The sequence below is a fragment of the Kitasatospora sp. NPDC051702 genome (assembly GCF_040681575.1).
In the GTDB taxonomy this organism is placed as follows: Bacteria; Actinomycetota; Actinomycetes; order Streptomycetales; family Streptomycetaceae; genus Kitasatospora.
The window spans coordinates 1-21,236 of record NZ_JBFAZB010000081.1 but is presented as its reverse complement, the minus strand read 5'-3'; the positions used below and the strand labels follow the sequence as shown (position 1 = coordinate 21,236).

Annotated in this window: 19 protein-coding genes, 5 tRNA genes and 1 pseudogene; 7 read left to right on the top strand and 18 right to left on the bottom strand. The window is 72.8% G+C overall.

Going from position 1 to position 21,236, the window contains the following annotated elements; translation table 11 throughout:
- Positions 1-73 precede the first annotated feature (73 nt).
- From thiD to AB0N04_RS37465, 3 genes are all read right to left on the bottom strand, one after another.
- Positions 74-919, bottom strand: coding sequence for a bifunctional hydroxymethylpyrimidine kinase/phosphomethylpyrimidine kinase (thiD, locus tag AB0N04_RS37475; protein WP_360222076.1), 846 nt, complete (start codon positions 917-919; stop codon positions 74-76).
- Between the two features lie 23 nt (positions 920-942).
- A complete protein-coding gene (locus tag AB0N04_RS37470) occupies positions 943-1,968 on the bottom strand; it encodes an ATP-dependent 6-phosphofructokinase (RefSeq protein WP_360222079.1) in 1,026 nt (341 codons plus the stop codon).
- Between the two features lie 215 nt (positions 1,969-2,183).
- A complete protein-coding gene (locus AB0N04_RS37465) occupies positions 2,184-3,149 on the bottom strand; it encodes a thiamine-phosphate kinase (RefSeq protein WP_360222082.1) in 966 nt (321 codons plus the stop codon).
- A gap of 207 nt (positions 3,150-3,356) precedes the next feature.
- Here AB0N04_RS37465 and AB0N04_RS37460 point away from each other — a divergent pair, with 207 nt between their 5' ends.
- Positions 3,357-3,590, top strand: a complete 234-nt coding sequence (locus AB0N04_RS37460) for an Lrp/AsnC ligand binding domain-containing protein (protein WP_360222085.1) — start codon at positions 3,357-3,359, stop codon at positions 3,588-3,590.
- A 20-nt stretch (positions 3,591-3,610) separates the two neighbouring features.
- The gene (locus AB0N04_RS37455; protein ID WP_360222088.1) at positions 3,611-4,129 is read left to right on the top strand and encodes a DUF3515 domain-containing protein; all 519 of its coding nucleotides are present in this window, start codon (positions 3,611-3,613) and stop codon (positions 4,127-4,129) included.
- Between the two features lie 66 nt (positions 4,130-4,195).
- Here the strand turns inward: AB0N04_RS37455 and AB0N04_RS37450 are convergent, their stop codons facing one another.
- The 3 genes from AB0N04_RS37450 to AB0N04_RS37440 all read right to left on the bottom strand — a co-directional run bounded on the left by AB0N04_RS37450 (position 4,196) and on the right by AB0N04_RS37440 (position 7,248).
- Positions 4,196-5,341 (bottom strand): D-alanine--D-alanine ligase family protein, encoded by a 1,146-nt coding sequence (locus tag AB0N04_RS37450; RefSeq protein ID WP_360222091.1) that lies wholly within the window; start codon positions 5,339-5,341, stop codon positions 4,196-4,198.
- 84 nt (positions 5,342-5,425) lie between these two features.
- A complete protein-coding gene (locus AB0N04_RS37445) occupies positions 5,426-6,427 on the bottom strand; it encodes an NAD(P)H-dependent glycerol-3-phosphate dehydrogenase (RefSeq protein WP_360222094.1) in 1,002 nt (333 codons plus the stop codon).
- The gene (locus AB0N04_RS37440; protein ID WP_360222097.1) at positions 6,424-7,248 is read right to left on the bottom strand and encodes a lysophospholipid acyltransferase family protein; all 825 of its coding nucleotides are present in this window, start codon (positions 7,246-7,248) and stop codon (positions 6,424-6,426) included. Before AB0N04_RS37440 ends, AB0N04_RS37445 begins: the two co-directional genes overlap by 4 nt.
- A 231-nt stretch (positions 7,249-7,479) precedes the next feature.
- Here AB0N04_RS37440 and cofC point away from each other — a divergent pair, with 231 nt between their 5' ends.
- Together cofC and AB0N04_RS37430 are read left to right on the top strand one after the other, a co-directional pair.
- Positions 7,480-8,202: a 2-phospho-L-lactate guanylyltransferase gene (cofC, locus tag AB0N04_RS37435; protein ID WP_360222100.1), complete on the top strand. Its 723-nt coding sequence runs from the start codon at positions 7,480-7,482 to the stop codon at positions 8,200-8,202.
- Positions 8,203-8,273: 71 nt separating this feature from the next.
- Positions 8,274-8,495 (top strand): hypothetical protein, encoded by a 222-nt coding sequence (locus AB0N04_RS37430; RefSeq protein WP_360222103.1) that lies wholly within the window; start codon positions 8,274-8,276, stop codon positions 8,493-8,495.
- A gap of 163 nt (positions 8,496-8,658) precedes the next feature.
- Here AB0N04_RS37430 and AB0N04_RS37425 read toward each other — a convergent pair whose 3' ends face one another.
- The 4 genes from AB0N04_RS37425 to leuC all read right to left on the bottom strand — a co-directional run bounded on the left by AB0N04_RS37425 (position 8,659) and on the right by leuC (position 12,106).
- The gene (locus tag AB0N04_RS37425) at positions 8,659-9,420 is read right to left on the bottom strand and encodes an HU family DNA-binding protein (RefSeq protein ID WP_360222106.1); all 762 of its coding nucleotides are present in this window, start codon (positions 9,418-9,420) and stop codon (positions 8,659-8,661) included.
- Between the two features lie 133 nt (positions 9,421-9,553).
- Positions 9,554-9,742, bottom strand: a complete 189-nt coding sequence (locus AB0N04_RS37420; protein WP_360222127.1) for a hypothetical protein — start codon at positions 9,740-9,742, stop codon at positions 9,554-9,556.
- A 340-nt stretch (positions 9,743-10,082) separates the two neighbouring features.
- Positions 10,083-10,679: a 3-isopropylmalate dehydratase small subunit gene (leuD, locus tag AB0N04_RS37415; RefSeq protein ID WP_360222109.1), complete on the bottom strand. Its 597-nt coding sequence runs from the start codon at positions 10,677-10,679 to the stop codon at positions 10,083-10,085.
- Positions 10,680-10,684: 5 nt separating this feature from the next.
- Positions 10,685-12,106: a 3-isopropylmalate dehydratase large subunit gene (gene leuC, locus AB0N04_RS37410; RefSeq protein WP_360222112.1), complete on the bottom strand. Its 1,422-nt coding sequence runs from the start codon at positions 12,104-12,106 to the stop codon at positions 10,685-10,687.
- A gap of 233 nt (positions 12,107-12,339) precedes the next feature.
- Between leuC and AB0N04_RS37405 the strand changes: the two genes are divergently transcribed.
- Positions 12,340-13,053, top strand: coding sequence for an IclR family transcriptional regulator (locus tag AB0N04_RS37405; protein ID WP_030306825.1), 714 nt, complete (start codon positions 12,340-12,342; stop codon positions 13,051-13,053).
- A gap of 146 nt (positions 13,054-13,199) precedes the next feature.
- On the opposite strand, the gene AB0N04_RS37400 is transcribed toward AB0N04_RS37405, so the two are convergent.
- From AB0N04_RS37400 to AB0N04_RS37365, 8 genes are all read right to left on the bottom strand, one after another.
- Positions 13,200-13,274 (bottom strand) — tRNA-Gln (locus AB0N04_RS37400).
- A 49-nt stretch (positions 13,275-13,323) separates the two neighbouring features.
- Positions 13,324-13,396, bottom strand: a tRNA-Glu gene (locus AB0N04_RS37395).
- A gap of 26 nt (positions 13,397-13,422) precedes the next feature.
- A tRNA-Glu gene (locus tag AB0N04_RS37390) sits at positions 13,423-13,495 on the bottom strand.
- A 27-nt stretch (positions 13,496-13,522) separates the two neighbouring features.
- A tRNA-Glu gene (locus tag AB0N04_RS37385) sits at positions 13,523-13,595 on the bottom strand.
- A gap of 37 nt (positions 13,596-13,632) precedes the next feature.
- Positions 13,633-13,704, bottom strand: a tRNA-Gln gene (locus AB0N04_RS37380).
- A 239-nt stretch (positions 13,705-13,943) separates the two neighbouring features.
- Positions 13,944-15,443, bottom strand: a complete 1,500-nt coding sequence (gene gltX / locus AB0N04_RS37375) for a glutamate--tRNA ligase (protein ID WP_360222115.1) — start codon at positions 15,441-15,443, stop codon at positions 13,944-13,946.
- Positions 15,436-16,236 carry a fumarylacetoacetate hydrolase family protein gene (locus AB0N04_RS37370; protein ID WP_360222118.1) on the bottom strand — a complete coding sequence of 267 codons (801 nt, stop codon included), beginning with the start codon at positions 16,234-16,236 and terminating at the stop codon, positions 15,436-15,438. Before AB0N04_RS37370 ends, gltX begins: the two co-directional genes overlap by 8 nt.
- Before the next feature lie 245 nt (positions 16,237-16,481).
- Positions 16,482-16,706: a hypothetical protein gene (locus AB0N04_RS37365; protein ID WP_360222121.1), complete on the bottom strand. Its 225-nt coding sequence runs from the start codon at positions 16,704-16,706 to the stop codon at positions 16,482-16,484.
- A gap of 637 nt (positions 16,707-17,343) precedes the next feature.
- On the opposite strand from AB0N04_RS37365, the gene AB0N04_RS37360 reads away from it, so the two are divergent.
- Positions 17,344-21,135, top strand: a complete 3,792-nt coding sequence (locus AB0N04_RS37360; RefSeq protein ID WP_360222124.1) for a nitrate- and nitrite sensing domain-containing protein — start codon at positions 17,344-17,346, stop codon at positions 21,133-21,135.
- A gap of 10 nt (positions 21,136-21,145) precedes the next feature.
- Positions 21,146-21,236: pseudogene (locus tag AB0N04_RS37355) on the top strand (roadblock/LC7 domain-containing protein); the annotation flags it as partial.

Here is a 21,236-nt window from a genome sequence, read left to right as displayed (position 1 = left end):
CCGCGCATACTCTGTGGCCCGCCGGGCGCCCCCGGGGGGGGGGGGGGCCCCGCGGCCCCCCCCACCGCCGTGGTCAGCGCCAGCGCCAGGCGTGGTCGACCGGGCCGATCCCCGCGCCGAGCGCGAAGCCCCCGGCGATCGCGCCGGTGATGTACTCCTTGGCCGAGCCGACCGCCTCGGGCAGCGGCTGCCCCTTGGCCAGTCCGGCGGCGATCGCGCTGGCCAGCGTGCAGCCGGTGCCGTGGGTGTGCCGGTTGTCGTAGCGCGGCGCCCGGTACCAGTGCTCCTCGCCGGGGCCGCCGTAGAGCAGGTCGGCGGCCTCGCCCTCCAGGTGGCCGCCCTTGACCAGCACCCAGCGCGGCCCGAGGTCGAGCAGGGCCCTGGCGGCGTCCAGCATCCCGGCCTCGTCGTCGACGGTCCGGCCGGTGAGCTGCGTCACCTCGTGCAGGTTGGGGGTGGCCAGGGTGGCGACCGGCAGCAGCCGCTCGCGGACGGTGGCGACGGCCTCGGCGGCCAGCAGGGCGTCCCCGTGCTTGGAGACGCCGACCGGGTCGACCACCACCGGGGCGTCCACCCCGGCGAGCAGGTCGGAGACGGTCTCGACGAGTTCGATCGAGGCGAGCATGCCGGTCTTCACGGCCTGGACCCCGATGTCGTCGACCACGCTGCGGAACTGGGCCCGGACGGCCTCGGCGGGCAGTTCCCAGTAGCCCTGGACGCCGAGCGAGTTCTGCGCGGTGACGGCGGTGATCACGCTCATGCCGTGGACGCCGAGGGCGAGCATCGCCTTGAGGTCTGCCTGGATGCCGGCGCCGCCGCCGGAGTCGGAGCCGGCGACGGTGAGGACGCGGGGCGGGGCGCCGGAGGGGCCGTGCGGAGCGGGTCGACCGGGGGCGGGGGCGGGAGACGGGAGGGCCATGGGGCCAACCTACCTCCGGCGGTTCAGAGCACGGCCTCGGATTCCGCCCAGCGGTCCTCCGGCACCGTCTTGAGCCTGGTCACCGCGGCGGCGATCGGGACCAGCTCGATCCCGGTCCGGCGCAGCGCGGTGAAGTGCCCGAACGCGCCCTTGTGGACGGCCTCGACCGCGTGCCAGCCGAAGCGGGAGGCGAGCACCCGGTCCCGCGCGGTCGGGGTGCCGCCGCGCTGGGTGTGCCCGAGGATGACCGGCCGGGCCTCCTTGCCGAGCAGGTCCTCCAGCTCGTGGGCGAGCCGGTTGCCGATCCCGCCGAAGGTCCGGTGCCCGAACTGGTCGACGTCGCCGTGGTCGAAGCGCATGGTGCCGGGCTGCGGGGCGGCACCCTCGGCGACGGCGATGATGGCGAACTTCTTGCCGCGGGCGAACCGGTCCTCGACCATCCGGGCCACCGCCTCGATGTCGAATGGCTTCTCCGGGATGAGGATGCCGTGCGCGCCGGCGGCCATGCCCGCGGTGAGGGTGATCCAGCCGGTGTGCCGGCCCATCAACTCGACGACCATGACGCGCTGGTGGGACTCCGCGGTGGTCTTCAGCCGGTCGATCGCCTCGGTCGCCACGTGCACCGCGGTGTCGAAGCCGAAGGTGACGTCGGTGGCGTCGATGTCGTTGTCGATGGTCTTGGGCACCCCCACGACCGGCAGCCCGGCGTCGCTGAACAGCCGGGCCGCGGTCAGCGTCCCCTCGCCGCCGATCGCGATCAGCGCGTCGATGCCGATGTCCCGGGCCAGCGTGCGGGCGTTGTCCACCGCCCAGGCGATCCGGTCCCGCTGGACCCGGGCGGAGCCCAGGATGGTGCCGCCGAGGGTGAGCAGACCGGTGACGTCGTCGTGCGAGACCGGCCGGGTGCGCCCCTCGATGAGACCGAGGAAGCCGTCCTCGATGCCGACGATCTCGTCCCCGTGCACGTCCGTCCCGCGGTGCACCACGGAGCGGATCACCGCGTTCAGGCCGGGGCAGTCGCCGCCGCTGGTCAGTACCCCGATGCGCATGGTTGACGTGCTCCCGCTCGCAGTGGCTCGGACCACCCGCGCCGGACGGCGGGCGGGCCCGGTAGTCGCAAGACTCTCGGTACTCGGAAGACTACGCAAAACCCCCCGGCGAAGCCCGTCCGCCGCACGTCCGGCGCGCGATCCACTGCACCCGTGTCCGGACGCCATCCCCCGTGCGCCGTAGGAGAGTCGGCGCGGGCGTCCGGCGCCGTCCGTCACTCGGCGAAGTGGTCCCAGCCGCCGACCCGGTCCCAGGGTGCGCCGTCCACCGTCACCCGGCCGCTGCGGCTGCCCCGGGGGCGGCCGGTCACCTCGCCCACCACCCGCCAGCGGGCGGGGAGTTGGACCCCGCGCGGGAAGGTCGCCACGATCGCGTGGTCCTCGCCGCCGGACAGCACCCAGACCAGCGGGTCCACGCCGACGGCCTGGCCGATGTCGGCCATCTGCGCCGGGACGTCGAAGTCGGCGGCCTTGAGGTCGATGTCCACCTCGCTCGCGCGGGCCACGTGGCCGAGGTCGGCGACCAGTCCGTCGCTCACGTCGATCATCGAGGTCGCGCCCAACTCGGCGGCGGCCGGGCCCGCGTGGTACGGCGGCTCGGGCCGGCGGTGCGCCTCGACGAAGGCCCGCGGGGAGCGGAAGCCGCGCTGCAGCACGGTCAGCCCGGCGGCCGACCAGCCGAGCCAGCCGGTCACCGCGACCACGTCGCCGACCTGAGCACCGGAGCGCGTCACCGCCGCGCGCCCCTGCAGGTCGCCGAGCGCCGTGATCGCCAGGGTGACGGTGTCGCCGCGCACCACGTCGCCGCCGACCACCGTCGCCCCGGCGACCTGGCACTCGTCGCGCAGCCCGTCCATCAGCTCGGTGGCCCAGGTGGTCGGCAGGTCCGCGGGGGCCACCAGGCCGAGCAGTATCGCGGTCGGCACCGCGCCCATCGCGGCCACGTCGGCGAGGTTCTGGGCGGCGGCCTTGCGGCCCACGTCGTAGGCGGTGGACCAGTCCCGGCGGAAGTGCCGGTTCTCGATCAGGACGTCCGTGGTGGCCACCACCCGGCCGTCCGGCGCCTTCACCACCGCGGCGTCGTCACCCGGGCCGAGGTCGACCGCGTCGGTGAGCGGCACCCGGGCGGTGAGCTCCCTGATGAGACCGAACTCGCCGAGCTCGCCCACGGTCCCCTGCATCTGCCGTCCTCTCGCGTTTCCCTCAGAACTGGTCCCCGTCGCGCTCCCCCGCGCGCAGCGTACGCCCTTCGGGGGTGTCGGGGTCTCCCCTCCCCGGCCCACCGCGCGGTAGCGTGGTGATCAGACTGCCGGTGAGCCCGGTCCCACCCGACGCCTGACCGGGCGATCACGGCGGCGATCCCCGTAACCGGCCGCCGGGAGGCCCCCGTGGTACAGGCATACATCCTGATCCAGACCGAGGTCGGCAAGGCCACCGCAGTGGCCGAGTCGATCTCCAAGATTCCCGGCGTGCTCCAGGCCGAGGACGTCACCGGACCGTACGACGTGATCGTCCGGGCCGAGGCCGACACCGTGGACGACCTGGGCCGCCTGGTGGTGGCCAAGGTCCAGCAGGTCGAGGGCATCACCCGCACCCTGACCTGTCCGGTGGTCCACCTGTAAGCCCCGGCTACCATCGGCGGGTGGCCACAGAACTCCGCATCACCCGGGCGCTGGCGGCGCTGCCCGCGCCGCTCCGCTGGCTGGCCCTGCCGCTCGCGCTGACCTGCACGCTCGTGGTGCTGCTGGGGAGTTGGAGCTCCCCCGACGAGAGCGTGGCGGTGCCCAGCCCGGGCGGCCGGGCGGCCGGGTACTGCCGTGCGCTCGCCGCGGCGCTGCCGCAGGAGCTGCTCGGCCACCCCCGGAAGGACCCGTCCCCCGCGTCCCCGTACGTGGCGGCGTGGGGCGGCTCGCCGCGCACCGTGCTGCGCTGCGGCGTCGACCGCCCCGAACAGCTGGACGGCGAGCACGCCAAGGACTGGTCACCGACCGTGGACGACGTCACCTGGTGGTCGCAGCGGCTCTCCGACGGCGGCTACCGCTTCGTGACGACGATGCGCGCCGCCTACGTCGAGGTGACCGTCCCGGCCGGTGCCGCGCAGAACCCCTTCGACCCGGCCGCCGCCGTCACCCCCGCGGTGAAGGCCACCGTCCCGGGCTGACCGGTACGCCGCGGAGGGTGGGCCTGGACTCCTCCCGGCCCACCCTCCGTCGTCGCGGTCGGGCCGCTACCGCAGACCGGTGGAACGGTCCAGCGCGGCGCGGAGCAGCCGGTCGATCAGCTCGGGGTAGGACACCCCGGTGGCCTCCCACATCTTCGGGAAGGCCGAGATCGGGGTGAAGCCGGGCATCGTGTTGACCTCGTTGATCATCCAGGTGCCGTCCTCCAGCAGGAAGAAGTCCACCCGGGCCAGGCCTTCGCAGCCCAGCGCCTCGAACGCGGCCAGCGCCTGGCGGCGGATCTCGGCGGTCTCCTCGGCGCCGAGCTCCGCCGGGATGCGCACCTCGGAGGAGTCGATGTACTTGGCCTCGAAGTCGTAGAACTCGTAGCCGCCGCCGACCATGATCTCGCCGGGCACGCTGGCCCGCGGGCCGTCCTCGAACTCCAGGACGCCGCACTCGATCTCGCGGCCGGTCACACCGGCCTCGATGATCAGCTTGGGGTCGTGGCGGCGGGCCTCCTCGATCGCGGCGTCGAGGTCGGCCAGGTCCTTGACCTTGGTGATGCCCATGCTGGAACCGGCACGGCACGGCTTCACGAACAGCGGCAGGCCCAGCTCGGCGGCCCGCTCGCGCACCGCGGCGCGGCCCTGCTCGCTCTCCCACTCGCGCGGCCGGACGACGGTGTACCGGCCGACGCCCAGGCCGTGCGAGGCCAGGACCCGCTTGGTGAACTCCTTGTCCATGCCGACCGCGCTGGCGAGCACGCCGTTGCCGACGTACGGCACGCCGGAGAGCTCCAGCAGGCCCTGCAGGGTGCCGTCCTCGCCCCAGGGGCCGTGCAGCAGCGGGAAGACGACGTCGACCTCGCCGAGGGCCTTGGGGGCGCTCCCCGGCTCGCTCAGGACGACCTCGCGGTCGCCCGGGGCGATCGGCAGCGCGACCTGGCCGGCCACGGACTCGGCGACGTGCGCCACGTCCGGCAGCACGCCGTCGGTGATGGCCATCCGGGCGGGCTCGTCGCTGGCCAGCGCCCAGCGGCCCTCGTGCGTGATGCCGATCGGCAGCACGTCGTACGTGTCGCGGTCGATCGCCCTGAGCACGCTGCCCGCGGTGGAGACCGAGATGGCGTGCTCGGAGCTGCGGCCGCCGAAGACCAGCGCGACGCGCGGCTTCGCAGCGGACGGGTTCGGGGAGGTCTGTTCGATGCTCATATCGCGATTGAGACTACCGTGCGACGTGTTTCCGGGACGTCAGCCGCCCCGGGAACGGTGCCGCCCGCCCTCCCCGGCACCGCCTCAGCGCCGTTCGGCCTTCGCCGAGCGGGACATCAGGGCCTGCAGCGCCTCCTGGGTGGGCCGGCCGTTGTGCACCACGTCCACCACCGCCTCGACGATCGGCATGTCGACCCCGTTGCGCCGGGCCAGGTCGAGCACCGACTCGCAGGACTTGACGCCCTCCGCGGTCTGCCGGGTGGCCGCGATGGTCTCCGCGAGCGACATGCCCCGGCCCAGGTTCATGCCGAAGGTGTTGTTGCGCGACAGCGGGGACGAGCAGGTCGCGACCAGGTCGCCCATCCCGGCGAGCCCGGCGAAGGTGTGCGGGTCGGCGCCGAGCACCTCGCCGAGCCGGGTGGTCTCGGCCAGCCCCCGGGTGATCAGCGTCGCCTTGGTGTTGTCGCCGAGGCCCATGCCGGCGGCCATGCCGACCGCCAGGCCGATGACGTTCTTGACCGCCCCGCCGAGCTCGCAGCCCACCACGTCGGTGTTGGTGTACGGGCGGAAGTACGGCGTGTGGCAGGCCGCCTGGAGCCGCTTGGCGACCGCCTCGTCGACGCAGGCCACCACGCTGGCGGCCGGCTGCCGGTTGGCGATCTCCTTCGCCAGGTTGGGCCCGCTGACCACCGCTACCCGCTCCGGTCCGACCTTGGCGACCTCGGCGATGACCTCGCTCATCCGCTTGGCGGTGCCGAGTTCGATGCCCTTCATGAGGCTGACCAGGACGGTCTGCGGCTCGATCAGGGACGCCCAGCCGGCCAGGTTGTCGCGCACCGTCTGCGAGGGCACCGCGAGCACCGCGAAGTCGGCCCCGGCCAGCGCCGCGGCGGCGTCGACGGTGGCCGTGATGGACGACGGCAGCCGGACGCCGGGCAGGTAGTCCGGGTTCTCGTGGGTGGTGTGGATCGCGTCCACCAGCTCCCAGCGGCGGCCCCAGAGCGTCACCTCGCAGCCCGCGTCCGCCAGCACCATCGCGAAGGCGGTCCCCCAGGACCCCGTCCCGAACACTGCGACCCGGGTCACCGGCCGGCCTCCTCGACGCCGTCGCCGCCCTTGGCGCGCCGGCGCTCGGCCACGGCCGCGGCGGCCCGCTGCCGGGCGGCCTTGCGCATGTCGAAGCGCTCGGCGGGCGGCTCCTCGCCGCGGATGCCGGCCAGCACCTCGGTGATCGCCGCCATGATGTCCTCGGTGGCGTCGTTGAGCACCTGGGCGGTCAGCTCCTGGCCCTGGTAGCGGCTCAGGTCCACCGGGGGCCCGGCGGCCACCGTGACCCGGTGCCGCGGGAAGAGGTTGAACCTGCCCTTCCCGTAGCCGGCCCGGCCGTACGGCGGGATGATCTCGTGCGCGCCCCAGTGCGCGACGGGGATGACCGGCGCCCCGGTCATCAGCGCGACCCGGGCGACGCCGCTCTTGCCGGTCATCGGCCACAGGTCCGGGTCCCGGGTGAGCGTTCCCTCCGGGTAGAACTGCACGCACTGGCCGTTGTCGACGGCGTCGATGGCGGCCCGGAACGCCTGCGCGGCGTCGGTGGACTCGCGGAACACCGGAATCTGGCCGGTCTTGCGCAGCATGAATCCGATGAAGGGAATCGAGAACAGCGAGGACTTGCCGAGAATGCGCGGCGGACGCCCGCTGTTGTACTGCCAGTGCGCGTAGATCACCGGGTCGATGATCGAATTGTGGTTCACCGCGGCGATGAAGCCGCCTTCCTTCGGAAGGTGCTCCCAGCCCCGCCAGTCGGGCTTCACCAGGGCGGTCGTCACCGGCTTCACCAGCACGGCCGCGAAGCGGTACCAGATGCCGTAGTCGGCGTTGCCGAACTTGGCGTACGAGCGGCGGGCCACCCCGGCTCCTCCTCTTTCCGTGCGGCACGTGGGGTGCCGCGGTCATGGCCTCCCGGTGCCGCGCACCGGTGTGGACCGGCGCCCGGGCCGCGGGCGCGGACCAGTGTCGCCCGGCTGCTCACCGGCTGTCGAGCGACCGCGCCAACGCGCCCGGCAGGCGTGATCAAACGCACGTCCGCACAGCTCGGACGGCCTGGCGAGGGCTCCGGGACCGGCGTCACAATGACGCCGATGACCCAGGACACCGTACGCCCCAGCGGGCCCGTCGCGCCCGCCGCACCCGCCGCACCCGCCGCCGGCTGGTCGCTCGTACTGCCGCTCAAGCCGCTCGCGCTGGCGAAGAGCCGACTGGCCCCGTACGCCGGAGTGCACCGGGCGGTCCTCGCACTGTCCTTCGCGCTCGACACCGTCACCGCCGCGCTGGCCACCCCGGGCGTCGCCCACGTCCTGGTGGTCACCCGGGACGCCTCGGCCGGCGCCCGGCTGGCGGCGCTCGGCGCACGGGTGGTCGCCGACGAACCCGGCGGCGGCCTCAACGCGGCGCTGGCGCACGGCGCCTCCGCCGCCCGGTCGCTCGCCCCGCGCTCGCCGCTGGCCGTCCTCTCGGCGGACCTGCCGGCCCTGCGCCCGGCCGAACTGGCCCGGGTCCTGGGGGCGGTGCCGCCCGACGGCCGGGCCTTCCTGCCGGACTCCCCCGGCTTCGGCACCACCCTGCTGGCCTGCACCCCCGGCCGTCCGCTCGCCCCCGCCTTCGGGGACGGCTCCCGGGCCCGGCACGCGGCCGGCGGGGCGCTCGAACTGCGCCTGGCGGGCGTGGAGTCGGTGCGCCGCGACGTGGACACCGGCACGGACCTGGACGAGGCCGCGGCACTCGGCCTCGGCCCGCACACCGGCCCGCTCTTCGCCCGCCTGGGGCACGCCCCGGGGCCGGGCCTGCCGGCGGCTCCCGCCTGACGGCGACCGGCGGGCGCGCCGATCGACGGACAAGCCCCGGGACTGTCGGTGCCGCTCGATATGCTGCTGGCATGCAGGCCACCGCGTTCACCTTCGACCCCGCCACCCGGGCCGGCTCCGTGCTGCTCGACGACGGGACCCCGGTGCCGTTCGACGCGGCCGCCTTCGACGCCGGCGGCCTGCGGCTGCTGCGCCCCGGCCAGCGGGTGCGGATCCGCACCGAGGGCGACGGCGGCACCCGCCGGGTGGTTTTCCTGACGCTCCAGACCTTCCCGGACCCAACCGACGGCTGAGCGGCCCCGCCGACCCGCGGCCCGGCCGACGGCCGCCCCGGATTGCCGACTGAGCGCCCGGAAACCGAGAGAGCCGCGGCGACCCGTTCCCCGTGCGTCACGGAGGGGGGTGCCGCGGCTCAGGGCCGAAGGCCGGAGGCCGTCCGGGGACCGCCGGGCGGGACTACTTGGCAGTGGTCTTGCGCGCGGTGGTCTTGCGGGTGGCGGTCTTCTTCGCCGGAGCCGTCTTCTTGGCCGTGGCGGTGGCCTTCTTGGCGGCGGCGGTGGTGGTCTTCTTGGCGGCGGCCGTGGTGGTCGCCTTCTTGGCGGCGGTGGCGGCCGACTTCTTGGTCGCGGCCGCGGAGGTCTTCTTCGCGGCGGCGGTGGTCGCCTTCTTGGTGGCGGTCGCCTTCTTCGCCGCGGCGGCCGTCGTCTTGGCGGCGGTGGCCGTGGTCTTCTTGGCGGCGGCCGCGGTGGTCGCCTTCTTCGCGGCGGCCTTCTTGGTCGCGGCCGGAGCGGCGGCGGTCTTCGCGGCGGTGGTCTTCGCGGCCGTGGCGGCACGCTTGGTGGCCGCGCGCTTGGCGGCCGGGGTGGCGGCGACGCCGCTCTTGCCCGGGGTGAGGGAGCCCTTGGGGGCCTTCTTCACCGAGGGGCCTTCCTTCGGCAGCTTCTTGCTGCCGCTGACCAGGTCCTTGAAGCCCTGGCCGGGACGGAAGCGGGGCACCGAGGTCTTCTTGACCTTGACCTTCTCGCCGGTCTGCGGGTTGCGGGCGAAGCGCGCGGAGCGCTCCACCTTCTCGAAGGTGCCGAACCCGGTGACCGAGACACGGTCACCGGCCACAACGGCGCGGACCATGGTGTCGAGCACTGCGTCGACGGCCTCTGCGGCAGCCTTGCGACCGCCCAGCTGCTCGGCCACCGCTTCGACAAGCTGAGCCTTGTTCACGTCTTCCCCTTCGGAAACGGGCGCCGGATGATTCCATCCGTTCTTTTCGCACGTTAGGTATGTATCTGCGGACTTTCAATTACCAAACGCGCGAATCACCCTAGTGTCGCAATGGATTTGCGCGTCGGCGACCTCAGGCGACGGGCGGGCGCCCCTCGTCGAGGTCATGTACAAAGCGACTCAACCGCCTTGCCGCCTCCGGAAGATCGCGCTTGGCGGTCTCGGTGACGATGAGGAGTTGACGGGTGAGAGCGGTCTTTGCATCGGCAGACACGTTCAGCGCATGCACGCGGGCGTGAGCTTGCTTCAACCGCTCGGCCACAAGCGCGTAGAGCGCTGCGACTTCCTGGTCGTCCGGCCCCTCAGCTGGTGCGGAGGTGACGTCCGGCCGATCGTCAATTCGGCGTTCGGATCCCCGGCCCACGGACTCCGGGGCCGCGGGTTCGCCGCCCGCGTACGGAGGTTCATGGTGCCGGTGCATGTACTGATTGTGCCATCTACCCGCAGTTGTACTTGCGCGGGGCCCTCTCCGGCAAAGCCAAATGGGCAATCCGGGGCGGGCCCCGGCGGTAACTCGTGCTCCGGAACGGCGGATGGCCCGCCCCCCCGAAGGGGAGGCGGGCCATCCGGCGGATCGTCAGAATGCTTGTTCTGAGGGGATCTCAGGCCACCGGCAGAGTACGGGGCTTGAAGGCGGGACGGGTGGTCTCGAAGGCCGCGATGTCGGCCTCGTTCTGCAGCGTGATGCTGATGTCGTCCAGCCCGTTGAGCAGCCGCCACCGGACGTTGTCGTCCAGTTCGAAGGAGGCCGTGACGCCTTCGGCGCGCACTTCGCGGGCCTCCAGGTCGACGGTGATCTCGGCCGAATGGTCACTCTCCGTGAGCGCCCAGAGCTGTTCCACGGTCTCCTGCGGGAGGACCACCGTCAGCAGGCCGTTCTTCAGGGAGTTGCCCCGGAAGATGTCGGCGAAGCGGGACGAGATGACCGCGTGGAAGCCGTAGTTCTGCAGCGCCCAGACGGCGTGCTCGCGGGAGGAGCCGGTGCCGAACTCGGGGCCGGCCACCAGCACGGTGGCCCCCTGGCGCTCGGGCCGGTTGAGGATGAACGACTCGTCCTTGCGCCAGGCCTCGAACAGGCCGTCCTCGAAGCCGGAGCGGGTGACCTTCTTCAGCCAGTGCGCCGGGATGATCTGGTCGGTGTCCACGTTGGAGCGGCGCAGCGGGACGGCCCGGCCGGTGTGGGTGGTGAACTTCTCCATGGTTCTCAGGCCTCCACAGCCACGGTGCTGGTCAGGTCGGAAGGGGCGGCCAGGCGGCCCAGGACGGCGGTCGCCGCGGCGACCTGCGGGGAGACCAGGTGGGTGCGGCCGCCCTTGCCCTGCCGGCCCTCGAAGTTGCGGTTCGAGGTGGAGGCGCAGCGCTCGCCGGGGGCGAGCTGGTCGGGGTTCATGCCCAGGCACATCGAGCAGCCCGCGTGCCGCCACTCGGCGCCGGCCGCGGTGAACACCTTGTCCAGGCCCTCCTCGACGGCCTGCAGGGCGACCCGGACGGAGCCGGGGACGACCAGCATCCGCACCCCGTCCGCGATCCGGCGGCCCTCCAGCACGGCGGCGGCGGCGCGCAGGTCCTCGATCCGCCCGTTGGTGCAGGAGCCCACGAAGACCGCGTCGACCTTGACCTCGCGCAGCGGGGTGCCGGCCTCCAGGCCCATGTAGGCCAGGGCGTTCTCGGCGGCCGTCCGCTCCTGCGGGTCGGCGAAGGAGGCCGGGTCCGGTACCCGGGAGCCCAGCGGGGCGCCCTGGCCGGGGTTGGTGCCCCAGGTGACGAACGGGGTCAGCTCGGCGGCGTCGATGAAGATCTCGTGGTCGAAGACCGCGTCCTCGTCGGTGCCCAGGGTCTCCCAGTACGCGACGGCCGCGTCCCAGTCCTCGCCCTGCGGGGCGTGCGGACGGTCCTTGAGGTAGGCGAAGGTGGTCTCGTCCGGGGCGATCATGCCGGCCCGGGCGCCCGCCTCGATCGACATGTTGCAGATGGTCATCCGGGCCTCCATGGACAGGCCCCGGATCGCCGAACCGCGGTACTCCAGGACGTACCCCTGGCCGCCGCCGGTGCCGATCCTGGCGATGACGGCCAGGATCAGGTCCTTGGCGGTGACGCCCTCGGGCAGCTCGCCCTCGACGGTGATCGCCATCGTCCGGAACGGTGCCAGCGGCAGGGTCTGGGTCGCCAGCACGTGCTCGACCTGGCTGGTGCCGATGCCGAACGCCAGCGCGCCGAAGGCGCCGTGGGTGGAGGTGTGGGAGTCGCCGCAGACCACGGTCATGCCGGGCTGGGTCAGGCCCAGCTGGGGGCCGACCACGTGCACGACGCCCTGCTCGACGTCGCCGAGCGAGTGGATCCGGACGCCGAACTCGGCGGCGTTGCGGCGCAGGGTCTCCAGCTGGACCTTCGAGACCGGGTCGGCGATGGGCTTGTCGATGTCGAGGGTGGGGGTGTTGTGGTCCTCGGTCGCGATCGTCAGATCGGTGCGGCGGACCTTCCGCCCGGCCAGCCGCAGCCCGTCGAAGGCCTGCGGGCTGGTCACTTCGTGGAGCAGGTGCAGGTCGATGAAGAGCAGGTCGGGCTCCCCCTCCGCGCGCCGCACGACGTGGTCGTCCCAGACCTTCTCTGCGAGTGTCCGTCCCATCGGATTCCCTCCAGCCGGCCGCGTTGCCGGCCTTCTCGTGTCGTCGAGGTCGAAGTTGCCGCCACCCTGTAGGGGGCACGGTCCGCGCGACCTGCACGCCGGATCGCTGTCCACGATGCGGACACCTTGGTGAGGCCGCATCCTGGATGTCTCCCGGGCTGCTGCATCCAGAGTGGCGCTTTTCCCGGAAGATTGAACTTGCGTCTCGCGGACTGAGACTGCAGTCTTAGCGCATGGACAACTCTAGCGGCGTCGGCGTTCTCGACAAGGCCGCTCTGGTGCTCAGCGCACTGGAGTCGGGCCCCGCCACGTTGGCGGGGCTGGTCGCCGCCACCGGTCTGGCGCGCCCCACGGCCCACAGACTCGCCGTCGCACTCGAACACCACCGTCTGGTCACCAGGGACATGCAGGGGCGCTTCATCCTCGGCCCCCGTCTCTCCGAACTCTCCGCCGCGGCGGGCGAGGACCGGCTGCTCGCCACCGCGGGCCCGGTCCTGACCCACCTGCGCGACGTCACGGGCGAGAGCGCACAGCTCTACCGCCGCCAGGGCGAGATGCGGATCTGCGTAGCCGCCGCCGAGCGGCTCTCCGGCCTGCGGGACACCGTCCCGGTCGGCAGCACCCTGCCGATGAAGGCCGGCTCGGCCGCCCAGGTCCTGCTGGCCTGGGAGGAGCCCGAGCGGCTGCACCGCGGCCTCCAGGGCGCCCGCTTCACCGCCACCGCCCTCAGCGGCGTCCGGCGGCGCGGCTGGGCCCAGTCGATCGGCGAGCGGGAGCCGGGCGTCGCGTCCGTCTCCGCTCCCGTGCGCGGCCCCTCCAACCGGGTGGTGGCCGCCGTCTCGGTCTCCGGCCCGATCGAGCGGCTGACCCGCCACCCGGGCCGGCTGCACGCCCAGGCCATCATCGAGGCCGCGAACCGGCTGACCGAGGCCCTCCGCCGCAGCTGATCACCCCGGAACACCGGGAAGGGCCCCGCTCGTGGAGCGGGGCCCTTCGGCCGTTCCGGGCCCCGCGGGGAATTGCGGAACCCCGTCCGGAGCGGAGCCCCGTCCGGAAATGCAAAAAGACCCCGGGAACCGGGGCCTTCCTTTTCTGGCTGGGGTACCAGGACTCGAACCTAGACTAAATGAACCAGAATCACTCGTGCTGCCAATTACACCATACCCCAACACAAAGCAAGGGCCGATGGGGTGACCCACCGGCTTCCTGCTCTGAAGTACCCCCGACCGGATTCGAACCGGCGCTACTGCCGTGAGAGGGCAGCGTGCTAGGCCGCTACACAACGGGGGCTTCCTGGCGATCCCTTGCGGGATCCGTACCCCCGACCGGATTCGAACCGGCGCTACTGCCGTGAGAGGGCAGCGTGCTAGGCCGCTACACAACGGGGGCTTTCCAGGTGATCCCTTGCGGGATCCGTACCCCCGACCGGATTCGAACCGGCGCTACTGCCGTGAGAGGGCAGCGTGCTAGGCCGCTACACAACGGGGGCTTGATCTTCATTTATACTGCGGCACTTGCGTACTGCGCTGGGGTACCAGGACTCGAACCTAGACTAAATGAACCAGAATCACTCGTGCTGCCAATTACACCATACCCCACCAGAGTTGAACCCTCGTCGGGATCTTCTCAGGCGTTGCGCCTCTCGTTCGGTCCCGGCCGGGGGGCTTTCGCTCCCTCGTCCGTTCCCTCCCGGGCGGCGCAGAAAGAACATTACCCGACGTCTGCCCTGGCTCCAAAATCGATAACCCCAGGCAGCCGCCGGGCGGCCGTCCGGTGACGTCCGGGTACGCCGCGGGCCCGGCACGAAGCCGGGCCCGCGACCTGCTCCACGACCCGCTCAGGCGGCCGGGAGCGCCTCCAGGGCGGCGTTCAGCCGGCGCAGCGTCTCGGGGCGCCCGAGCAGCTCCATCGACTCGAACAGCGGCGGGGAGACGCGGCGGCCGGTGACGGCCACCCGCAGCGGGGTGAACGCGAACTTGGGCTTGATGCCCAGCCCGTCCACCAGCGCCTCGCGCAGCGCGGCCTGGATCGGCTCCGGGCTGAAGTCGCCGAGCGCCTCCAGCGCCTTGACGCTGGCCTCCAGCACCGGGCGGGAGTCGGCGGTCAGCGCCTTGGCGGCGTCGTCCGGGTCGACGGTGAAGTCGGCCGGGTCGACGAACAGGAAGCCGGCCATGTTCACGATCTCGCTCAGCACGACCATCCGCTCCTGGGTGAGCGGCGCGATCTTCGCGAGCAGGTCCAGCTGCTCGGCCGTCGGCTCGGCCGGCAGCAGGCCGGGGGCCTGCAGGTACGGCACCAGGCGGCGGACGAAGTCCTCCGGGGCCAGCCGGCGGACGTGCTCGGCGTTGATCGCCTCGCACTTCTTCAGGTCGAAGCGGGCCGGGTTGGCGTTCACCTTGGCGATGTCGAAGGCGGCGACCAGCTCGTCCACGCCGAAGAGGTCCCGGTCCTCGGCCAGCGACCAGCCCAGCAGGGACAGGTAGTTGAGCAGGCCCTCGGGGATGAAGCCGCGCTCGCGGTACAGGTTGAGCGAGGCCTGCGGGTCGCGCTTGGAGAGCTTCTTGTTGCCCTCGCCCATGACGTACGGCAGGTGGCCGAAGCGCGGGGTGCCGCCGTCGCCGACGCCGATCTCGGCGAGCGCGGCGTACAGCGCGATCTGCCGCGGGGTGGAGGACAGCAGGTCCTCGCCGCGCAGCACGTGGGTGATGCCCATCAGGGCGTCGTCCACCGGGTTGACCAGGGTGTACAGCGGCGCGCCGTTGGCCCGGACGATGCCGTAGTCCGGCACGTTCTCCGGCTCGAAGGTGAGCGTGCCGCGCACCAGGTCGTCGAAGCTGATGGTGCGGTCGGGCATCCGGAAGCGCAGGATCGGCTCGCGCTTCTCCAGCTTGTAGACCGCGACCTGCTCGTCGGTCAGGTCGCGGCAGTGGCCGTCGTAGCCGGAGGGCTTGCCGGCCGCACGGGCGGCCTCGCGGCGGGCGTCCAGCTCCTCGGTGCTGCAGTAGCAGTGGTACGCGTGGCCGGCCTCGTGCAGGCGGCGGGCGACGTCGGCGTAGATGTCCATCCGCTGGGACTGGCGGTACGGCTCGTGCGGGCCGCCGATCTCCGGGCCCTCGTCCCAGTCGAAGCCCAGCCAGCGCATGGCGTCCAGCAGCTGCTCGTACGACTCCTCGGAGTCGCGGGCCGAGTCGGTGTCCTCGATCCGGAAGACCAGCGTGCCGCCGTTGTGGCGGGCGAAGGCCCAGTTGAAGAGGGCGGTGCGGACCAGGCCCACGTGCGGGTTCCCGGTCGGGGACGGACAGAAGCGAACCCGGACGGCCGGGTTTGAGTTAGCCACGCTTGATCACCTTGTTGGTGAGAGTGCCGATGCCTTCGATGGAGACGGCGACCTCGTCGCCGACGTTGAGCGGGCCCACCCCTGCGGGCGTGCCGGTGAGGATGACGTCGCCGGGCAGCAGCGTCATGGCCTCGGAGACGTGGACGATCAGCTCGGCGACCGAGCGGACCATCTGGGAGGTGCGGCCGGCCTGCCGGAGCTCGCCGTTGACCGTGCAGGTGACGGCCAGGTCGGCCGGGTCCACGTCGGTCTCGATCCACGGGCCCAGCGGGCAGGAGGTGTCGAAGCCCTTGGCCCGGGCCCACTGGCCCTCGCGCTGCTGGACGTCCCGCGCGGTGACGTCGTTGGCGCAGGTGTAGCCGAGGATCACCTCGGGCACCCGGTCCAGCGGCACCTCGCGGCACATCCGGCCGATCACCACGGCGAGTTCGGCCTCGTGGTGGACGTCCGAGGAGAACGGCGGGTACGCGATGTTCTCGGTCGGGCCGATCACCGAGGTCGACGGCTTGAAGAAGGTGAGCGGGAGGTCCGGGACGTCGTGGCCCAGCTCGGCCGCGTGCGCCGCGTAGTTGCGGCCGACGGCCACGATCTTGTTGGGGAGCATCGGGCTGAGCAGCCGGACGTCCTGGAAGCGGTAGCTCTCGCCGGTGGGCTGGGGCTGGCCGAACGGGTGGCCGGCCAGCGCGTGGACGACCAGCGAGTCGGGCTGGGAGGGATCGCCCTCCACGACGCCGAAGGAGACGCTGCCGGCGGCAGGGCTCCCTTCCCGGACGGAAAACCTGGCAATGCGCACGGCTGGGCTACCCCTCGCTTCGTCGGCCGCCCGGGGCGCGCCCGGGCGCTGGTGGGCGCCCCGCCCGTGGTGGGCGCGGTCCCGTCAATCGTCGTCCAGGCTATCGCGCGCGGCCCCGGCGGACCGCTTTGCCCCTGTTCAGCCCGGTCGGGGCGGAAGCCGCGGGTGCGGCCCCGGGAAGCGCGAACGGGCGCCGCGGCCGCCCCCGGAGGGTGGCCGCGGCGCCCGGTCCGGGCGCGGTCCGGTCAGTCCTGCGGGACGGCGACGACCGGGGCGACCATCAGCTGGGTGCGGCGCGGGTTGGCCGTGCTGGTCGGCAGCTCGGTGGCGTACGTGACGACGTCCTCGGGCTTGCGGGCGCCCGGGATCGCGGCGAAGTCCGCGACCGAGGCCAGCGTCGTGCGGCGCGGGTTCGCCGTGGAGCCGCAGGACAGCGTGGACTGGGTGGCCTTCTTCTTCGCCAGGGACATCGAGAGCACCTCGTGGTAGCGGCCGGGGATCGCGGCGGATCGGCACCGGCCTGAGTGATTCCGATTGATTCGGAGGGGTTCTGGGCAGGCTGATCGGGGCCGTGCTCCGGAGACAGCCCAGGTTACGAGATCTCATTCCACAGGCACCGTGACCAAAGCTATACATACGGCTGTGATTTTGCTCACAAATTCATGAGCAAAATGCAGATATCCGACATATCGCCGCATCGGAATTTCCCGACATACGGCAGATTCCGGGCATTCCGGAAGGTCTGTGACTCTTTTCGATCTAGGGCTCGCTTGGCATGTATCCGGCGAGTGTCCGAAAAAGGCGGTATTCCGGTCCGGTTACCGCACAGTCAGTGAGACCGCGCACGCGGTCGGTAGCGCCGGGAGGTGTGCCCTGGCGGCCCTTGTTGGGATTCCCCGGCTGTGCTGGAATGCCACGGACCGTGGGTAGGGAGAAGTCCACCCCGGTGACCCGCTCACCCGGACCGGCCGGGGAGCGGATGGAAACTCGACACCGTCCAGGCCGCGGCGACGCGGTGGGACGCCCGGTCCAGAGGTTGCGACGCCAGTGCAGGGACGTTTCAAAAGGGGTAGCGGCGCCGCGGGAAACCCGGAGTCGCGTGAGCCTGTGGCAGCCCCCCAGCAGGCGGCGGCCCCCGGCGGCCCGGCCGAGCCGGTGGCGCCCGAGGCCCCCGGCCGCCCGGACGGCGACGGCCAGGAGCGCAAGTCCACCCGGGACAAACTCCGGACGACCCTGACCAGGCGCCGCGCCACCGGTCTGAGCCGGCTCGCGATGCGCAACTGGCGCATCCGGACCCGACTGATCGCGCTGCTCGCCCTCCCCGTCCTGGTCTCCCTCGTCCTCGGTGGCCTGCGGATCCAGACCTCGATGGAGGCCTCGCAGCAACTCGCCCAGATGGCCAACCTCTCCGACCTGGCCAAGAAGGCGACCAACCTCGCGGACGCGCTGCAGAAGGAACGCGACATCAGCGCGGGCCCGATCACCGCGCGCCCCAACGACCCGCTCGACGACGACATCGTCACCGCCCGCAAGGAGACGGACGACCTCAGCCGCACCTTCACCGCGTCCTCGGACAAGTTCGAGAACCTCGAGCTCTCCGGCGGCAAGGCGCTGCTCTTCCAGATCCGCAAGGACCTGAACTCGATCTCCGACGCGCGCAACACGCCGTACCAGAACAACCAGAACATCCAGTCGACGATCACCGCCTACGACGTGATCATCCGCGACCTGCTCTCCATCACCCAGGACATCGCGCTCGCGTCGAACAACAAGGACCTGGTCGTCGCGACCCGTGCGCTCCAGCAGTTCTCGCTCGCCAAGAACGCCACCTCGCAGCAGCGCGCCCTGATCAGCGCCGCGCTCGCCAACCCCAAGGGCCCCGACCTCAGCCTGAGCGACGAGTCCTTCGGCATCCGCCTGCGCGCCTCCTACGACAACGCGCTCACCAGCTTCAACAACATCTACACCGCGCACGACCTGGACAACCTGCGCGGCCAGCTCAGCTACAACTCGGTGGTCGCCGACGCCGACCGCTACGCGCGCTCGATCCTCCAGCAGAGCGGTATCCACCAGACCGACCCGGTGACCTACAAGGACTGGTACGAGAAGGCCAGCGCCAAGATCACCGCCGAGCGCCGGATCGAGTCCAAGCTCATCGAGGACCTCGACGGAAAGGCCCAGGACCTGCAGTCCCAGGCCGACACCGAGGCCATCATCATCGGTGCCGCCGTCGCCCTCGTGCTGCTCGTCGCCCTCGGTGGCGCCGGTCTGATCGCCCGCTCGATGGTGCGCTCGCTGACCCGCCTGCAGGCCGCGGCCGAGGACGTCGCCGAGCGCCGCCTGCCCGAGCTGGTCAAGACCCTCTCCGAGAGCGACCCGCACGACGTCGACACCACGGTCGAGCCGGTCGCCGTCGACTCGACCGACGAGATCGGCCACGTGGCGCACGCGTTCGACATGGTGCACAGCGAGGCCGTACGCCTCGCCGCCGAGCAGGCCCTCCTGCGAGGCAACATCAACGCGATGTTCACCAACCTCTCCCGCCGCAGCCAGGGCCTCATCCAGCGCCAGCTGTCGCTCATCTCCGAGCTGGAGAGCCGCGAGGCGGACCCGGACCAGCTGGCCAACCTCTTCAAGCTGGACCACCTCGCGACCCGTATGCGCCGCAACGGCGAAAACCTCCTCGTCCTCGCCGGTGAGGACCCGGGCCGCCGCTGGACCAGGCCCGTCCCGCTGGTCGACGTGCTCCGCGCCGCCGCCTCCGAGGTGGAGCAGTACGAGCGCATCGAGCTCGCCACCGTGCCGTCGGCCGAGGTCGCCGGCCGCGTCGTCAACGACCTCGTCCACCTCCTCGCCGAGCTGCTCGAGAACGCCACCTCGTTCTCCAGCCCGCAGACCCGCGTCCGGGTCACCGGCCACGCGCTGCCCGACGGCCGCGTGCTGGTCGAGATCCACGACACCGGCATCGGCCTGAGCCCCGACGACCTCGCGGACATCAACGAGCGCCTCGCCAACCCGCCGACGGTGGACGTCTCCGTCTCCCGCCGCATGGGCCTCTTCGTGGTCGGCCGCCTGTCCCTGCGACACGGCATCCGCATCCAGCTGCGCCCCAGCGACTCCGGTGGCACCACCGCGCTCGTCATGCTCCCGGTGGACGTCACCACCTCCGCCGACCGCCGCGGCGCCGCCCGCCCCGGCTCCGCGCAGGCCAAGCAGCAGCGCGGGGTCGCCCCGACGCCGCGCCAGCAGCGCCAGGTGCCGCCCGGCCAGGGCGGCCCGGCCGCGCTCGGCCAGGGCCAGGCCGGCGCCCCGCAGGGCGGCCGTCCGCAGCTCGGTCAGGGCGGTCCGGCCGCGCCGGGTGGCCCCGGTGCGCCGGCCGGCCCGGGTGCGCCCGGCGGCCGCGCGGGCGGTCTGCCGACCCGTCAGGCCGGTCAGTCGCTGCGCGAGAACCCGATCCCGCAGGGCAAGGGGCAGCAGCCCCAGCAGGCCCCGCAGGGCGGCCTGCCGCAGGGCGGCCTGCCGCAGCGCGGCGCCAACCGCCAGGGCCCGGGCCAGCAGGCCCCGCAGTCCCAGCAGGCCCCGCAGGGCGGCCTGCCGCAGCGCGGCGGCAACGGCCAGGGCCCGGCCCAGGGCGGCCCCGGCGGCCTGCCCCGCCGCGGCCAGCAGCCGCCCGCCCAGGGCCGCCCCGGCCAGGAGCGTCCGCGCCCGAACGGCGAGTTCGAGGGCGCTCCGGGCCCCCGCACCGGCGAGCAGCCGCAGCACGGCCGGCCGGGTCGGCCGGGTTCGCCGCAGCAGGGCGCCCGCCCGGGCAACCGTCCGCAGGACGGGCTGCCGCAGCGCCGGCCGGTCCCGCAGGGCCAGGGCGGTCCGCAGGGCCAGCCCGGTCCGCAGGGTCAGGGCCAGCCCGGCCAGGGCCAGCCCGGTCCGCAGGGTCAGGGCCAGCCCGGCCAGGGCCAGCCCGGTCCGCAGGGCCCGGGTGCGCCGCAGGGCCGCCCCGGGCCGCAGGGCCAGCGCCGCCCGCAGCGCCCCGGACCGGACATGCCGCAGCGCGACCGCCAGCCGCAGCTGCCCCCGCAGCAGCAGCCCCAGCCGCTGCCCGCGGCCGAGCCGGCCCCGCTGGAGAGCACCCAGCAGCTCGCCCGGCCCCGTTTCGAGGCCAGCCAGATCGACCCGCGCGACCCGCTGGGCCTCGGTCTGGTGGAGCCGGTGCTGCCGAACGTGCCGAACCCGGCGCGTCCGGAGCAGGTGCGCCCCGAGCAGGTCCGTCAGGAGCCGGTCCGTCCGGAGCCGATGGCGCTGCCGACCGGTCCGTCCCAGGGCGCGGCCGACCAGCCGTGGCAGCCGCAGGACGCCGGCCAGCAGGGCCAGCAGCAGGCGCGGCAGCGGACGTACCAGCCGCGCCGGCCCGGCACCTCCGCCCCGGACCTCCAGCAGCATGGCCAGGCCCCGCAGGCCCGCCAGCCCCAGCAGGGACAGCAGGCACCGCAGGGACAGCAGGCCCCGCAGGGCCAGCAGCAGCCCCCGCAGCAGCCGCAGCCCGGCCCCGGCGACGCCCCGTGGCGCCCGTCCGCGAACGACGAGCGCTGGCGCCGGGCCGAGCAGGTCCGCGAGCCCTCGACCAACGGTGTCACCATGTCCGGTCTCCCCCGGCGGACCCCGCAGGCCAACCTGGTCTCCGGTACCGCCGAGGCCTCGCCGATGACCGGTCCGCAGGTCTCCCGGGCACCCGAGGAGGTCCGCGGCCGGCTCACCAACCTGCGCCGCGGCATCCAGCAGGGTCGCCGCGCCGGGGCCGAGCAGACCAACCCGTCGGGCTTCCAGCATGGTGCCCAGCAGGGCGGATTCGATAGTTTCGGTGGCCGGACCGACGGCAACGGCGCAGAGCATCAGGAGCGTTGAGTTGAATCAGATGAGCCAGGCCGCACAGAACCTGAACTGGCTGATCACCAATTTCGTGGACAACACCCCCGGGGTGTCCCACACCGTGGTGGTCTCCGCCG